A 15,215-nucleotide genomic window follows, 5' to 3' on the forward strand; every position below is an offset into this window, starting at 1 on the left:
CCTCCCGGGTCGTACTTTCAGGTCGCCACCACCGTAGGGCAATGCCGGACGAAGCGTCAGAGGAATGTCTTCCCCTCGCCCCGGTACGTCGGTACGGTCCGCACGATCCGGTCGCCCTCGATGAGGTGCAGCTCGGCGAAGCGCTCGCACAGCTCTCCCGCCTTGGCGTGCCGGAACCAGACCCGGTCGCCGATCAGCAGGTCGTCCGCGGCGGAGCCGAGCAGGGGGGTCTGGACCTCCCCGGCGCCCTCCATCGGGTCGTAGCGCAGGCCCTGCGGCAGGTACGGCACCGGCGAGCGGTCGGGGCCGGCCGCGCCGGAGGCCGGGTAGCCGCCGCCGAGGACCGTCACCACGCCGACGCCGGGGCGGCGTACCACCGGCTGGCCGAACAGGGCGGCCGGACGGCCCCGGAACGAGCGGTAGTTGTCGAACAGCTGCGGCTGGTACAGCCCGGAGCCGGCCGCCACTTCGGTGACGGCGCGCTCGGCCACGGTGGACTCCACGCTGCCGGTGCCGCCGCCGTTGACGAACTCCAGCTCGGCCACCTGGCGCAGTCGCCGGACCACCGCCGCGCGTCGTTCGGCGAGTTCGGCCCGGGCCTTGGCCTGCATCAGCCGGATCAGCTGTGAGCGCACCGGCCGTCCGGGCATCCGGTCGCCCACCCCGGCGACGTGTCCCTCGTACGCCATCAGGCCGACGACCCGGAAGCCCCGGCGGTGCTGGACGAGTTCGGCGAAGGCGCCGAGGTCCTCGGGGGTGCGCAGCGGGGAGCGTCGGGCGCCGACCCGGACCCGGCCGCCCAGCAGGTGCAGGGCGGTGTCCAGTTCCAGGCAGACCCGGATCTCGGCGTCGCCGGTCCGGGCCTTGTCGATCAGGTCGAGCTGGTCCGGGTCGTCCAGGACGACGGTGATCTCCCGGGCGGTTTCGGGGTCGGCGGTCAGCTCGGCGAATCCGTCCCGGTCGGCGGAGGGGTAGGCGAGCAGGATGTCGCGGACGCCGGTCCGGGCCAGCCAGAGCGACTCGTCGAGGGTGAAGCTCATCACCCCGGCGAAGCCGTCGGTGGCCAGCACCCGCTCCAGCAGCGCGCGGCAGCGCACGGACTTGCTGGCGACCCGGATCGGCTTGCCGCCGGCCCGGCGCACCAGGTCGGCGGCGTTGGCGTCGAAGGCGGCGAGGTCCACGACGGCCACCGGCCCGTCCAGGTGGGCGGTGGCGCGGTCGTACCGGAGGCGGTCGGAGACCGGGGCGGGCGCGGGTGCGTCGAGGATCACCATGGGCGCAGGGTGCCACAGCGGGCTACCGGTGGGTAGGGGGCGCGTGCGGGGAAATGAGGCCGGTCGGGTGCGGTGGCATAGGGTCGGGCGGGTGGACCGCAAAGACTTCTCCAACCCGGCGTTCGTCGGCAAGAACATCCCGAATCCCGGCTTCGGCGACGACGACGGTACCGCCGACGCGGCGCTCGTCGAGGCCCTCGCCCGCTGGTCGCAGGACCGCGCGGCCGAGCCCGAGGTGCTGGCGGCGCTGACCCCCACCCGGCTGATGGTCCCGATCGTCGCGATCCTCGGCGAGGTCGAGGTGGACGAGCACGGGCACCGGCACGACAAGTCCAGCGACATGGCCGTCCCGGTGCTGGAGGCCCCGGACGGGCGCCGCGCGCTGCCGGCCTTCACCTCGCTCGAGACGCTCGCCCGCTGGCGGGCCGACGCCCGCCCGGCGCCGGTGGCCGCCCCGCAGGCCGCCATGGTGGCCTTCTCGGAGCGTGCCGACACGCTCCTGGTCGACCCGGCCGGTCCGGTGCCCTTCCAGCTGGCCGGCGCCCGGCTGCGGGCGCTCGCGGAGAACCGTCCGTTCCTGCCGCCGGCGCGGGACCCGGAGGTGCGCGAGGCGGTCCGGGCGCTGCTGGCGGCCGAGCCGCAGGTGGTCACCGGGCTGCTGGCGGCTTCCGAGGGCTCGGACGGGGTGCTCGCGGTGGTGTTCGACCCGGCGCTGGACCAGCCCGGGCTGCAGGCGGCCGCGCAGCGGGTCGGGCAGGCAGTGGCCGCCGACCCGGTGCTGCGGGTGCGGCTGGACCGGGGGCTGGACCTCGCGGTGCTGCCGGCGAGCGCCGAGCTGCCGGGGGAGCCGCTGTACCGGCGGTAAAGGCGATCGGCGGCAGAAACGATCAGGGGGCGCGCCTCGGGTGAGGCGCGCCCCCTGTCGCACGGACGACACTCAGGCGTAGACCGGCCCGGTGAACTTCTCGCCCGGGCCCGTGCCCGGCGCGTCCGGGACGATGGAGGCCTCGCGGAAGGCGAGCTGCAGCGAGCGCAGGCCGTCGCGCAGCGGGGCGGCGTGGAAGTTGCTGATCTCCGGGGCGCCGGCGGTGACCAGTCCGGCGAGCGCGGTGATCAGCTTGCGGGCCTCGTCCAGGTCCTTGTCCTTCTCGCCGCCCTCGGCGAGACCGCACTTGACGGCGGCCGCGCTCATCAGGTGCACGGCGACGGTGGTGATCACCTCGACGGCCGGGACCTCGGCGATGTCGCGGGTGAGGTCGTCGAAGCCGATCGCGTCGTCGTCCGTGCCGGGGGTCTGGGTGGGCTCGCTGCTCAAGGGGGGCTCGTTCCGTCGTGCCGTGTGGGTACATGTGGAGCGTACAAGGGCCCTTCGGGGCGCGGAGAAGGCAGTGCGCCGGGGCGGAATAGCGTTCGACCTCCCGGCGCTGTATGCTTCGAGACTGACCGGCCGGGATCCCGCATGGGCGCCTGGCCAGCAAGTGGAGGCTCCACTGAGGAGGCCCGAGAGGGCAACCGCGAAAGTCTCCCACCCGATCGGCTTCGCGGTCGACGGGTCCCGGTCCGCGACGGGCGCTTCGGCGCCGAGTCGCCGCAGCGCCCCTCACCGGGCGTCGCCCCCGGTTGTGTGGAGCCCCGCTTGTACCGAGCGGGGCTTTTTTCGTGTCGCGGGTGCAGTCGGTGCCGGAAGGTGCCGGGCAGCGCAGTACGAATGAAGCCCCGCCCAGTGGTCGAGTCCACTACGTGCGACCGCCGTCCGACGGCCGCATCGCAGAAGGTGCAACCTAGGAGGCCCCATCAGCACCGAGCCCCGCATCAACGACCGGATTCGCGTCCCCGAGGTGCGACTCGTCGGTCCCAGCGGCGAGCAGGTCGGCATCGTGCCGCTTGCCAAGGCGCTGGAGCTTGCGCAGGAGTACGACCTCGACCTGGTCGAGGTCGCGGCGACCGCCCGGCCGCCGGTGTGCAAGCTCATGGACTACGGCAAGTTCAAGTACGAGTCGGCCATGAAGGCCCGTGAGGCGCGCAAGAACCAGGCGCACACGGTCATCAAGGAGATGAAGCTCCGGCCGAAGATCGACCCGCACGACTATGACACCAAGAAGGGTCATGTCGTCCGGTTCCTCAACCAGGGCGACAAGGTCAAGATCACGATCATGTTCCGTGGTCGTGAGCAGTCCCGCCCCGAGCTGGGCTTCCGCCTGCTGCAGCGGCTCGCCGACGACGTCCAGGAGCTGGGCTTCGTCGAGTCCTCGCCCAAGCAGGACGGCCGGAACATGATCATGGTTCTTGGCCCGCACAAGAAGAAGACCGAGGCGATGGCCGAGGCCCGCGCCCTCGCGGACGCCCGCAAGGCCGAGCGTCAGGGCCGTACCCCCGGCTCCGACGCCGCCCTCGCCGACGACGAGGTGGCCGAGGACCTGGCGACCGACGACGTCGTGACCGAGGACGTGGCGACCGAGGACGTGGCGACCGACGACGCCGCGACCGAGGCGCAGGACGCCCCGGCCGAGGCCGCGGCCCCCGAGGCCGACGCTCCGGTCGAGCAGCCGGCCGCCTCCCAGGGCGCCTGAGCCTTCACCGGCCAGGAGGCCCGGGAGACCGGCCCCCAAGGGTGACGGGCGTCCCGCCCGGTCACCACAGATCCATCCAGTTCACGCCCGTGTGGCAGCGCCGCGCGGGCGTGAATGGGACCGACGAGGAGATACGGCGAAATGCCGAAGCAGAAGACGCACAGTGGCGCCAGCAAGCGCTTCAAGATCAGTGGCTCTGGCAAGGTGCTGCGCGAGCGCGCCGGCCGCCGCCACCTCCTGGAGCACAAGCCCTCGACGCTGACCCGCAAGCTGGCCGGGACCGTCGAGCTGGCCCCCGCTGACGCCAAGAAGATCAAGAAGCTTCTCGGCAAGTGATCGCCTTCCCGCCCGGCGAGAGCCGTGTGCGGGGCAGCTGATCCTTCCCGACCCATTCGAATGACGGACCACGTGAAGTAGTCCGTGGTCCAACCCAAGGAGTAATCAAGTGGCACGCGTCAAGCGGGCAGTCAACGCCCACAAGAAGCGCCGGGTCATCCTGGAGCGCGCCAGCGGCTACCGTGGCCAGCGCTCGCGCCTGTACCGCAAGGCCAAGGAGCAGGTCACCCACTCGCTGGTCTACAACTTCAACGACCGCAAGAAGCGCAAGGGCGACTTCCGTCAGCTGTGGATCCAGCGCATCAACGCTGCGGCCCGTGCCAACGGCATCACCTACAACCGCTTCGTGCAGGGCCTGAAGGCCGCCAGCATCGAGATCGACCGCAAGATGCTGGCCGACCTGGCCGTCAACGACCCGGGTGCGTTCGCCTCCCTGGTCGAGGTCGCCCAGAAGGCGCTGCCGGCCGACGTGAACGCCCCGAAGGCCGCCGCCGACGCCGCCTGATCTTCCGAGATCGGTTGAGCTCTGACCGGACCCGCAGGCTCGCCTGCGGGTCCGGTTCTGCTTTACCCCCTCCGTCAGCGCCTCCAGAGAACGAGACCATGCCGAGCACCGAGACCCCCCTGCTGACCTCCCTGCGCTCGCCGCGCGTCGTCGCCGCCCGCCGGCTGGCCAAGCGCAACCAGCGGACCAAGGAGCGCCGCTTCCTGGCCGAGGGCCCGCAGGCCGTCCGGGAGGCCGTCGCCTTCGGCAGGCTGCCGGGCACGTCCGAGCACGCCGTGGTCGAGGTGTACGTGAGCCCGGAGGCCGCCGAGCGGCACGCCGGCATCGTCGAGGAGGCCCGGGCCGAGGGGCTGCCCGTGCTGACCGCCACCGACGAGGTGATCGCCGGGATCTGCGACACGGTGACCCCGCAGGGCATCGTGGCGCTCTGCCGCTTCATCGACACCCCGTTCGCCGAGGTGCTCGAGGCCCGTCCGAAGCTGGTCGCGATCCTCGCCCACGTGCGCGACCCCGGGAACGCCGGCACCGTCCTGCGCACCGCCGACGCGGCCGGCGCGGACGCCGTGGTGCTCACCGACGCCTCGGTGGACCTCTACAACCCGAAGGCCGTGCGGGCCTCCGTGGGCAGCCTCTTCCACCTGCCGGTGGCGGTCGGCGTGCAGGTCGAGGAAGCCGTCGGGAAGCTGCGCGAGGCCGGCATCCGGGTGCTCGCCGCGGACGGCGCGGGGGAGCGCGACCTGGACCAGGAGCTGGACGAGGGCACCCTGGGCGCGCCCGGCGCGTGGCTGTTCGGCAACGAGGCGTGGGGGCTTCCGGAGGAGACCCGCGCGCTCACCGACGAGGTCGTGCGCGTCCCGATCCACGGTCACGCCGAGAGCCTCAACCTGGCCACCGCCGCGGCAGTCTGCCTCTACGCCTCGGCCCGGGCGCAGCGTTCGCCCGGCGGCTGCCGTTCGAACACCTGACACACCCGGGGGCGCACCGGGATCACCCCGTTGCAAGCCCTACTGCGGGGGCCTGCGAGGCGCTAGGGTCTGCCTCGGTGGGGGGAACGGCACGGTGGGTAATCGGGGAGGCAACCCATGGTCGGCAGCGGGCCCGAGCTCGACCCGGACGACCTGCCGGACGGCCTGGTGGTCGCCGACGGGCTGGGCCGGGTGGTCTGCTTCAACCGGGCCGCGGCCCGGCTCACCGGCGTGCCCCCGGAGGCCGCGCTCGGCTGCGTGCTGGAGGACGCCCTCCCGCTGGAGGACCTGGACGGGCGCCGCTGGTGGCAGCTGACCAACCCGTACGGCGGCCTGGCCACCCGCACCCGCCAGCCGGAGCGCAACCTGCTGCTGCCCGGCGGCCGTGAGGTGCTGGTCTCCGCCCGGTACGTCCGTACGGTGCCGTGCGGGCCGCTGGAGCGCCTGGTGATCGCCCTGCGCGGCACCGAGGCCCGGCGCCGCACCGAGCGCAGCCACGCCGAGCTGATCGCCACCGTCGCGCACGAGCTGCGCTCCCCGCTGACCAGCGTCAAGGGCTTCACGGCGACGCTGCTGGCCAAGTGGGAGCGGTTCACCGACGGGCAGAAGCGGCTGATGCTGGAGACCGTGGACGCCGACGCCGACCGGGTCACCCGGCTGATCGCCGAGCTGCTGGACATCTCCCGGATCGACGCCGGCCGGCTGGAGCTGCGCAAGCAGGTGGTCGACCTGGCCGCGGCGGTGCGCCGGCACGTCGAGCGCAAGGTCGCCACCGGCATCGCCGAGGACCGCTTCGACATCCGGGTCAGCGAGCCGCTGACCGTCCTGTGGGCCGACCCGGACAAGGTCGACCAGGTGCTCGCCAACCTGCTGGAAAATGCGGTGCGGCACGGTGAGGGAACTGTCACGATCGAGGTGGCACCGGCCAAGGAGGTCGTCGAGGCACCCGTCTGGGAGCGCTCCGGCACCCCGCCCCGCATCGTGGAAGGCACAGCGGTCACCGTGAGCGACGAAGGCAGCGGCATCCCCGAGGAATCGATGCCGCGCGTCTTCACCCGCTTCTGGCGCGGCTCCAAGCGTGGCGGCACGGGCCTGGGCCTCTACATCGTCAAGGGCATCGTGGAAGCCCACGGCGGCTCGATCCGCGTCGACCGCGCGCCCGGCGGCGGCGCCCGGTTCCGATTTATCCTGCCCGCCGGCGTACCCGACTTCATGCTCTGAGCACTGCTCCGAGAGGGCACCGGGGTCCCGCCGGACGGGCTTCGCGGCAGCGGCGCTACGCGCTGCGACTACACTCGACCTTTGGCGTCGCGCAACGCCCCGCGCGGCTGAGCCGCGGACACCCACTCCCGTGAGCCTCCGGTGAACGGAGAACCGGCTGCCCGTGCCCCGGCCCCGCCGGGCGTGACGCGAAGGCGAGCCCACACACCTGAGCACGGACGAGCAGGAGCACGGGAAAGATAGAGATGTCGGCACCCAACAAGTCGTACGACCCGGTCGAGGTCGAGGCCCTCAAGCCCGAGGTGGTGGAGCAGGCGCGGGACGAGGCCGTCGCCGCGTTCGCCGCCGCCACCACCCTGGACGAGCTGAAGCAGGCCAAGGTCGCCCACACCGGCGACCGGTCCCCGCTGTCGCTCGCCAACCGCGAGATCGGCGCCCTGCCCCCGCACGCCAAGGCGGCCGCCGGCAAGCTGATCGGCCAGGCCCGCGGGGCCGTCAACCAGGCCCTCGCCAAGCGGCAGGCCGAGCTGGAGGCGGAGCGTGACGCCCGCGTGCTGGTCGAGGAGTCGGTGGACGTCACGCTGCCGTTCGACCGCATCCCGCGCGGCGCCCGGCACCCGCTGACCACCATGGCCGAGCGCATCGAGGACACCTTCGTCGCGATGGGCTACCAGATCGCCGAGGGCCCCGAGGTCGAGGCCGAGTGGCTGAACTTCGACGCCCTCAACCTGGGCCCGGACCACCCGGCACGCTCGATGCAGGACACCTTCTTCGTCCAGGCCCCGGACGGCTCCGCCGACTCCGGCGTGGTGCTGCGCACCCAGACCTCCCCGGTCCAGGCCCGCACCATGCTCGACCGCGAGCCCCCCATCTACGTGGTCTGCCCGGGCCGGGTCTACCGGACCGACGAGCTGGACGCCACCCACACCCCGGTCTTCCGCCAGGTCGAGGGCCTCGCGGTGGACGAGGGCATCACCTTCGCCGACCTCAAGGGCACCATCGAGGTCATGGTCGAGAAGCTGATCGGCGACCACCTGGAGCTGCGCTGGCGGCCCTCGTACTTCCCGTTCACCGAGCCGTCGGCCGAGGTCGACCTGCAGTGCTTCGTGTGCCTGGGCGAGAGCGTCGGCAACCCGGACCGGCCGTGCCGCACCTGCTCCTCCGAGGGCTGGATCGAGCTCGGCGGCTGCGGCGTGGTCAACCCGCGGGTGCTCGTCGCCTGCGGTGTCGACCCCAACCGCTACAGCGGGTTCGCCTTCGGCCTGGGCCTGGAGCGGATTCTGATGAATCGTCACAACGTCGCCGACATGCGCGACATGGTCGAGGGTGACGTGCGCTTCACCCTCCCGTTCGGGATGGAGATCTGATGCGCGTCCCGCTTTCCTGGCTGCGCGAGTACGTCGACCTGCCGGCCGGCGCGACCGGCCGTGACGTCGCGGAGCGCCTGGTCCGGGCCGGCCTGGAGGTCGAGACCGTCGAGCAGATCGGCGCCGACCTCAAGGGTCCGCTGGTGGTCGGCGAGGTGCTCTCCATCGAGGAGCTGACCGGCTTCAAGAAGCCGATCCGGCACTGCTTCGTCAACGTCGGCGCCGCCAACGGCACCGGCGAGCCGCAGGAGATCGTCTGCGGCGCGACCAACTTCGCCGTCGGCGACAAGGTCGTGGTCGTGCTCCCGGGCGCCGTGCTGCCCGGCCCCTTCCCGATCGCGGCCCGCCAGACCTACGGCCACACCTCGGCCGGCATGATCTGCTCCGCCCGCGAGCTGGGCATGGGCGACGAGCACAACGGCATCATCGTGCTCCCGCCGGAGTACGAGCCCGGCACCGACGCCGTCGAGCTGCTCCAGCTCGTCGACGAGGTGCTCGACATCGCCGTCACCCCGGACCGCGGCTACTGCCTGTCCATGCGCGGCGTGGCCCGTGAGGCCGCCGCCGCGTACGGGCTGCCGCTGGCCGACCCGGCGCTGCTCGACGTGCCGCCGGCCAACTCCTTCGGCTACCTGGTCAAGGTCAACGACCCGGCCGGCTGCGACCGCTTCGTGGCCCGTACGGTCGTCGGAGTCGACCCCGACGCCAAGTCCCCGCTGTGGCTGCAGCGCCGCCTGCAGAAGTCGGGCATCCGCCCGATCTCGCTGACCGTCGACATCACCAACTACGTGATGCTCGAGGTCGGCCAGCCGCTGCACGCCTACGACAAGCAGCGCGTGGACGGCCCGATCACGGTCCGCCGGGCGGCGCAGGGCGAGACCCTCACCACCCTCGACGGCGTCGAGCGCAAGCTCTCCGCCGAGGACCTGCTGATCTGCGACAACAGCGGCCCGATCGGCCTGGCCGGTGTCATGGGCGGCGCCTCCACCGAGATCCTCGACCCGGCCGCAGGCCCGGGCACCACCGAGGTGATCATCGAGGCGGCGCACTTCGACCCGGTCGCCATCGCCCGCACCGCCAAGCGCCACAAGCTGCCCTCCGAGGCGTCCAAGCGCTTCGAGCGCGGCGTCGACCCGGAGGCCGCCCGCGCCGCCGCGCAGCGCGCCGTCGACCTGCTGGTCCTGATCGCCGGCGGCACCGCCGAGGCCGGGGTCACCGACATCGCCGCCCCGCACCCGGTGCGCACCATCACCATCGCCGCCGACCTGCCCGACCGGGTGGCCGGCACCGCGTACGGCCGCGAGACCGTCACCCGGCGCCTGCAGGAGATCGGCTGCTCGGTCGCCGGCGCCGACGTCCTGGAGGTCACCCCGCCGACCTGGCGCCCCGACCTCACCGACCCGTACGACCTCGCGGAGGAGGTCATCCGGCTGGAGGGCTACGACAACGTCCCCGCCCGGATGCCCAACGTGCCGCCGGGCAAGGGCCTGACCGAGACCCAGCGGATCAACCGCCGGATCGGCGTCGCGCTGGCCGGGGCCGGCTACGTCGAGGTCAACAACTACCCGTTCCTCGGCGAGACCGCCTGGGACGCGCTCGGCCTGGAGGCGGACGACCGCCGCCGCCGGACGGTCAAGCTGGTCAACCCGCTGAACGACGAGGAGCCGGCGCTGCGCACCACGCTGCTGCCGGGCCTGCTCGGCGCGCTGCGCCGCAACATCGGCCGGGGCAACACCGACCTCGCGATCTACGAGACCGGCACCGTCTTCCTGCCCAAGGACGAGCTGTCCGTGGCCCCGCGCCCGGCCGTCGACCACCGGCCCAGCGACGAGGAGCTGGCCGAGCTGGACGCCGCGCTGCCGGACCAGCCGCGCCGGATCGCCGTCGCCCTCGCGGGTGAGCGGCTGCCGTCGGGCTGGTGGGGCAAGGGCGAACAGGCCTCCTGGGCGGACGCCGTCGAGGCGGCCCGCACGGTGGCCCGGGCGGCCGGCATCGAGCTGACCGTCCGCCAGGGGCAGCTGGCGCCCTGGCACCCGGGTCGCTGCGCCGAGCTGCTCGTCACCGGCACCGACCGGGTGGTCGGCCACGCCGGCGAGCTGCACCCGCGGGTGGTCAAGGCGCTCGGGCTGCCGGCCCGTACCGCCGCGATGGAGATCGACGTCGACCTGCTCACCGCCGACGGCGCCGAGCGGGTCAACGGTCCGACCGTCTCCGGTTTCCCGGTGGCCACCCAGGACGTCGCGCTGATCGTCGACACGGCGGTTCCGGCCGCCGACGTCGAGGCCGCGCTGCGCACCGGCGCCGGCGAACTGCTGGAGGCCATCCGGCTGTTCGACGTGTTCACCGGCGAGCAGGTGGGCGAGGGCAAGAAGTCGCTGGCGTACGCGCTGCGCTTCCGCGCCGTCGACCGCACGCTGACCGCGGACGAGGCCACCGCCGCCCGTGAGGCGGCCGTCGCCGAGGCCGTCGCCCGTACGGGAGCGGTGCTGCGCGGCGCCTGATGCCGTAGCGCCCGAGCAGGGGCCCCGCCCCGGACCACGAGGTCCGGGGCGGGGCCCTTCGCGTTTCTCGGATTTGACCCTGCCTGGGGTTGACGGTTCCTCAGTGAATCCTTTATCTCTTTACCTATGGAAGTAGATAAAGGAGACGACCAGCCGTCGCCCATCGAGTTCCGCCTGGACCCGGCCTCCGGTGTCCCGACCTACCTGCAGCTCGTGCAGCAGGTCGAACAGGCGCTGCGGATGGGCTGGTTGACCGAGGGGGATCGGCTGCCCCGGGTGCGCGAGGTGGTGGCCGGGCTGGCGATCAACCCGAACACCGTGCTCAAGGCGTACCGCGAGCTGGAACACCGCGGCCTCGCGGTCGGCCGCCGCGGCCAGGGCACCTTCATCAGGGGGCTGCCCGTCGGGGTGGTGCCGCTGCGCGAACGGGCCGCGCTGCGGCGGGGGCTGCTGGACTGGATGCGCTCGGCGCGGACCGCCGGGCTGGACGAGGAGGGGATGGCCGCCGTGTTCGAGGACGCGCTGCGCGACCTGCGCGAAGGCCGGGACGGGGTGGTGGCCTGATGGCCGCGGACACGGTGATCGACTGCGCCGGACTCGGCAAGCGCTACCGTCGCTCCTGGGCGCTGCGGGACTGCCGACTGGCCGTCCCCGCCGGGCACGTGGTGGCTCTGGTCGGCCCGAACGGCGCCGGCAAGACCACGCTGCTCAGCCTGGCCGCCGGACTGACCCTGCCCAGCGAGGGCGCGCTGACCGTCCTCGGCGACCAACTGCCCGGCTCACCCCGGGCGTTGGACCGGATCGGCTTCGTCGCCCAGAACGCCTCGCTCTACCCGGGCCTGCCCGTACGCGACCTGCTCGCGATGGGCCGCCACCTCAACCGCCGCTGGGACGAGGCCCGGGCCCGGACCCACCTGGAGGGCCTCGGCATCCCGCTGGACCGCAAGTACGGCCGCCTCTCCGGCGGTCAGCAAGCCCAGGTCTCGCTCGCCCTCGCGCTCGCCAAGCGCCCCGAACTCCTGCTGCTGGACGAGCCCTTGGCCTCGCTCGACCCGCTCGCCCGGCACGACTTCATGGCGGTGCTGCTGACCGCCGTGGCCGAGGACGGGCTGTCGGTGATGTTCTCCTCGCACGCCGTCCACGAGCTCCAGCAGAGCTGCGACTACCTGGTGGTGCTCGGCGGCGGCCGGGTCCAGGTGGCGGGGGAGGTGGACGACCTGCTGGGCGGCCACCGGATGCTCACCGGCCCGACCGCCGAGGCGGACGGGGTCGCCGGGCGGCTGCCGGTGGTCCGCGACCGCCGGGCCGGCGCCCAGTCCCACCTGCTGGTCCGCACCGGCGGCGTGGACGCCCCGCTCTCCGACGGCTGGCGCCAACAGCGCGTCGGCCTGGAGGAGTTGGTGCTCGCCTACCTGCGCGAGCCGACCGCCTCCGCCCTCCCCGGCCCGCGCGGGGCCGTTTCACCGAACGAGAAGGTACTGCTGCCGTGAGCTCCCTGACCCTCGCGCCGCCCCGCTCCGCCGTCCTGCGCGCGGCCGGGCTGCGCCACCGGCCCGCGCTGCGGACCCTGCTGGGTGTCCTCGCCGGGCTGGCCGTCGTGCTGGCCGTCACCGGCTACTTCCTCCACACGGGGCTCGACCGCTCCGGTGCGGGCGGCTGCGACATGGCGCTGCGGTCCTGCAACGAGCGCTGGAAGGAGTTCCTGCGTGAGTACGGCGCCGAGTTGACGGTCGGCGGGAACGTGGCCTACTTCCTGGGTGGCGCCCTCGGCGCGTTCGTGGGTGCTCCGCTGCTGGCCAGGGAGTTCGAGCACGGCACGGTGCGCTTCGCGTGGACCCAGGGAGCCGGTCGCACCCGCTGGACGGTCGGCGGGCTGGTCGTCGTCGGCGGTGTGCTGGCCGTCGCGACGGCCCTGGTGGCGGCGGTGCTGCACTGGTGGATCGCGCCGCTGACGGCGGAGGCGGGCCGGTTCGCGCCGCTGGCGTTCGCCAGCGCCCCGCTCGCGATGGTCGGCCGGGTGCTGCTGGTCTTCGCGTTGTCAGCGCTCGCGGGCGCGGTGCTGCGGCGGACGGTGGCGGCGGTGGGGATCGGGGTCGGCGCCTCGGTCGTGACCGTGCTGGTCGCCGAGTCCCTGCGGTTCGACTACCGCGCCCCGCTCCAGGACACCGTCCACACGCTCGCGCAGACCTCGCTCGACCACCGCTGGGAAGGCGGCCTCTGGGTCACCGACCCGGCGGGGAACCGCCTCGGCCTCGGCCGGCTCTACGACCTGGGCGGCGACTACTTCGGCGCCCAGAAGCTGCTGAGCGAGGGCGGCTACGCGCTGCACGAGACCTACCAGCCGGACGGCCGCTACTGGCTGTTCCAGTCCGTCGAGTTCGGCTGGATGACCCTGCTCGGCGCGGTGCTCTGCGCGGTGGCGGTCTGGTGGGTGCGGCGCCGCGCGGTCTGACCTGCGGGTCCGTGGATCGCTTGAAGAGTTTCCGTCAAAACCCTTGCGGGAGCGCGGCCGGACGGCTTTCCTACTTCTCGTTAGGAAAGTTTCCTAACCCCACGAGGAATCGGAGCGTCCCATGCGCCCTCAGCCCCGTCGTGCCCTCCGCATAGCCCTCGCCGCCGCCCTGGTGGCCGCGCCCCTCACCGTCGCGGCCACCTCGGCGGCCCAGGCCGCCCCGGCCGCGAGCGCGACCGTCCAGCTCAAGGGGGTCGGGCTGGACGACCCGCACAAGAAGGACATCGCGATGCAACTGGTGTCCAGCGCGGAGAACTCGTCGCTGGACTGGAAGGCCCAGTACAAGTACATCGAGGACATCAAGGACGGGCGGGGCTACACCGCCGGCATCATCGGCTTCTGCTCCGGCACGGGCGACATGCTGGACCTGGTCCAGCACTACACCGACCTCAAGCCCGGCAACGTCCTGGCGAAGTACCTGCCCGCGCTGAAGAAGGTCAACGGCACCGACTCGCACGCCGGCCTCGGCTCCGCGTTCGAGCGCGACTGGGCCGCCGCCGCCAAGGACACCGTCTTCCAGCAGGCCCAGAACGACGAGCGCGACCGGGTGTACTTCAACCCCGCCGTCAAGCAGGCCAAGGCCGACGGCCTGCGCGGGCTCGGCCAGTTCGCCTACTACGACGCCATCGTCATGCACGGCCCGGGCAACAGCTCGGACAGCTTCGGCGGCATCCGCGCCGCCGCCATGAAGAAGGCCAAGACCCCCGCCCAGGGCGGCGACGAGGCCACCTACCTCAAGGCCTTCCTGGACGCCCGCAAGGTCGTCATGAAGAAGGAGGAGGCCCACTCCGACACCAGCCGGGTCGACACCGAGCAGCTGGTCTTCCTCAACGCCAAGAACTTCGACCTCAACCCGCCGCTGAAGTGGAAGGTCTACGGCGACAGCTACGCCATCAACAGCTGACGCGACGCCCAACAACCGACGCAGCGTCAAAAAGCGGGCCCGGCAGCCGGATCACGGCCGCCGGGCCCCGCTTCGCGGCACCCAGAGGAGTCAGGCGCTCGCGGTGTAGTCGTAGAAGCCGCGGCCGGACTTGCGGCCGAGCAGGCCCGCGTCGACCATCCGGGAGAGCAGCGGGGGAGCGGCGTACAGCGGCTCCTTGTACTCGTCGTACATCGACTCGGCGATCGAGACGATGGTGTCCAGGCCGATCAGGTCGCACAGCCGCAGCGGGCCCATCGGGTGGGCGCAGCCGGCCTCCATGCCCTTGTCGATGTCGGAGGCGGTGGCCACGCCCGACTCGAACATCCGCACCGCGGACAGCAGGTACGGCACCAGCAGCGCGTTGACCACGAAGCCGGCCCGGTCGCGGGCGCGGATCGGCTCCTTGCCGAGCACCTGGGAGGCGAAGGCCTCGACCCGCTCGGTGGTGGTCGCCGAGGTGGTCAGGGTCGGGATGACCTCGACCAGCTTCTGCACCGGCGCCGGGTTGAAGAAGTGCAGGCCGATGACCTGCTCCGGGCGGGAGGTGGCCGCGGCCAGCTTCACGATCGGGATCGACGAGGTGTTGGAGGCGAGGATCGCGTCGCGGCGCTCGATGACCTGGTCCAGGGTCTGGAAGATCTTGACCTTGATGTCCTCGCGCTCGGCGACAGCCTCGACCACCAGGTCGCGGTCGGCGAAGTCGGACAGGTCGACGGTGAAGGACAGCCGGGACATCGCCTCGTCCCGCAGCTCGGGGGTCAGCTTGCCGCGCTTGACCGCCGTGTCCAGGGAGTTGGTCAGCCGGGTGCGGCCGAACTCCAGTGCCTCACCGCTGGCCTCCGACACCAGGACATCCAGCCCGGCCCGGGCGAAGACCTCGGCGATGCCCGACCCCATCAGGCCACAGCCGACTACTCCGACGCGCGCGATGTCACTCACTCAGTTGCCCTTCGGTGGTGCTGGGGGTCGCCCAGCGACAGGTGGCCCAGCGAGCTGCTGGTCAGCGGGTCGGTGTACCGGAATGGGTGCACCGGTCACC

The 15,215-nt window shown here is 72.6% G+C and carries 15 protein-coding genes; 12 read left to right on the plus strand and 3 right to left on the minus strand.

From position 1 onward, the window contains the following. Window positions 1-56: 56 nt before the first annotated feature. Complete coding sequence (locus ACZ51D_RS09925; protein WP_465616968.1) at window positions 57-1,274, minus strand: amino acid deaminase/aldolase; 1,218 nt, start codon at window positions 1,272-1,274, stop codon at window positions 57-59. Window positions 1,275-1,365: 91 nt separating this feature from the next. Between ACZ51D_RS09925 and ACZ51D_RS09930 the strand changes: the two genes are divergently transcribed. Next, window positions 1,366-2,139 carry an SseB family protein gene (locus ACZ51D_RS09930; RefSeq protein ID WP_360498357.1) on the plus strand — a complete coding sequence of 258 codons (774 nt, stop codon included), beginning with the start codon at window positions 1,366-1,368 and terminating at the stop codon, window positions 2,137-2,139. A gap of 72 nt (window positions 2,140-2,211) precedes the next feature. Here ACZ51D_RS09930 and ACZ51D_RS09935 read toward each other — a convergent pair whose 3' ends face one another. Next, a complete protein-coding gene (locus ACZ51D_RS09935) occupies window positions 2,212-2,589 on the minus strand; it encodes a DUF1844 domain-containing protein (protein ID WP_360498359.1) in 378 nt (125 codons plus the stop codon). A gap of 478 nt (window positions 2,590-3,067) precedes the next feature. Here ACZ51D_RS09935 and infC point away from each other — a divergent pair, with 478 nt between their 5' ends. The 11 genes from infC (at window position 3,068) to ACZ51D_RS09990 (ending at window position 14,155) form a co-directional block, all read left to right on the plus strand. Continuing rightward, window positions 3,068-3,844 carry a translation initiation factor IF-3 gene (gene infC / locus ACZ51D_RS09940; protein ID WP_360498535.1) on the plus strand — a complete coding sequence of 259 codons (777 nt, stop codon included), beginning with the start codon at window positions 3,068-3,070 and terminating at the stop codon, window positions 3,842-3,844. Between the two features lie 141 nt (window positions 3,845-3,985). Beyond that, window positions 3,986-4,180, plus strand: coding sequence for a 50S ribosomal protein L35 (gene rpmI / locus ACZ51D_RS09945; protein ID WP_030055648.1), 195 nt, complete (start codon window positions 3,986-3,988; stop codon window positions 4,178-4,180). Between the two features lie 109 nt (window positions 4,181-4,289). Next, window positions 4,290-4,685, plus strand: coding sequence for a 50S ribosomal protein L20 (gene rplT / locus ACZ51D_RS09950; protein WP_360498361.1), 396 nt, complete (start codon window positions 4,290-4,292; stop codon window positions 4,683-4,685). A 98-nt stretch (window positions 4,686-4,783) separates the two neighbouring features. Continuing rightward, a complete protein-coding gene (locus ACZ51D_RS09955; protein ID WP_465661805.1) occupies window positions 4,784-5,650 on the plus strand; it encodes a TrmH family RNA methyltransferase in 867 nt (288 codons plus the stop codon). Window positions 5,651-5,767: 117 nt separating this feature from the next. Continuing rightward, complete coding sequence (locus ACZ51D_RS09960; RefSeq protein WP_465616970.1) at window positions 5,768-6,871, plus strand: sensor histidine kinase; 1,104 nt, start codon at window positions 5,768-5,770, stop codon at window positions 6,869-6,871. A 245-nt stretch (window positions 6,872-7,116) separates the two neighbouring features. Next, on the plus strand, window positions 7,117-8,238 hold the full coding sequence (gene pheS, locus ACZ51D_RS09965; RefSeq protein WP_360498367.1) for a phenylalanine--tRNA ligase subunit alpha: 1,122 nt from the start codon (window positions 7,117-7,119) through the stop codon (window positions 8,236-8,238). Beyond that, window positions 8,238-10,739, plus strand: coding sequence for a phenylalanine--tRNA ligase subunit beta (pheT, locus tag ACZ51D_RS09970; RefSeq protein ID WP_360498369.1), 2,502 nt, complete (start codon window positions 8,238-8,240; stop codon window positions 10,737-10,739). The genes pheS and pheT overlap by 1 nt, the downstream gene beginning before the upstream one ends. A 126-nt stretch (window positions 10,740-10,865) precedes the next feature. Then, window positions 10,866-11,303, plus strand: a complete 438-nt coding sequence (locus ACZ51D_RS09975; RefSeq protein WP_465616974.1) for a GntR family transcriptional regulator — start codon at window positions 10,866-10,868, stop codon at window positions 11,301-11,303. Further along, the gene (locus ACZ51D_RS09980) at window positions 11,303-12,229 is read left to right on the plus strand and encodes an ATP-binding cassette domain-containing protein (RefSeq protein WP_465661807.1); all 927 of its coding nucleotides are present in this window, start codon (window positions 11,303-11,305) and stop codon (window positions 12,227-12,229) included. The genes ACZ51D_RS09975 and ACZ51D_RS09980 overlap by 1 nt, the downstream gene beginning before the upstream one ends. Continuing rightward, window positions 12,226-13,191: a hypothetical protein gene (locus ACZ51D_RS09985; protein WP_465661809.1), complete on the plus strand. Its 966-nt coding sequence runs from the start codon at window positions 12,226-12,228 to the stop codon at window positions 13,189-13,191. The genes ACZ51D_RS09980 and ACZ51D_RS09985 overlap by 4 nt, the downstream gene beginning before the upstream one ends. Before the next feature lie 121 nt (window positions 13,192-13,312). Continuing rightward, a complete protein-coding gene (locus ACZ51D_RS09990) occupies window positions 13,313-14,155 on the plus strand; it encodes a chitosanase (protein WP_360498377.1) in 843 nt (280 codons plus the stop codon). Window positions 14,156-14,245: 90 nt separating this feature from the next. Here the strand turns inward: ACZ51D_RS09990 and ACZ51D_RS09995 are convergent, their stop codons facing one another. Then, window positions 14,246-15,115 (minus strand): 3-hydroxybutyryl-CoA dehydrogenase, encoded by an 870-nt coding sequence (locus tag ACZ51D_RS09995; RefSeq protein WP_360498379.1) that lies wholly within the window; start codon window positions 15,113-15,115, stop codon window positions 14,246-14,248. Window positions 15,116-15,215 lie beyond the last annotated feature (100 nt).

The sequence above is a fragment of the Kitasatospora sp. NPDC033851 genome (assembly GCF_055576085.1).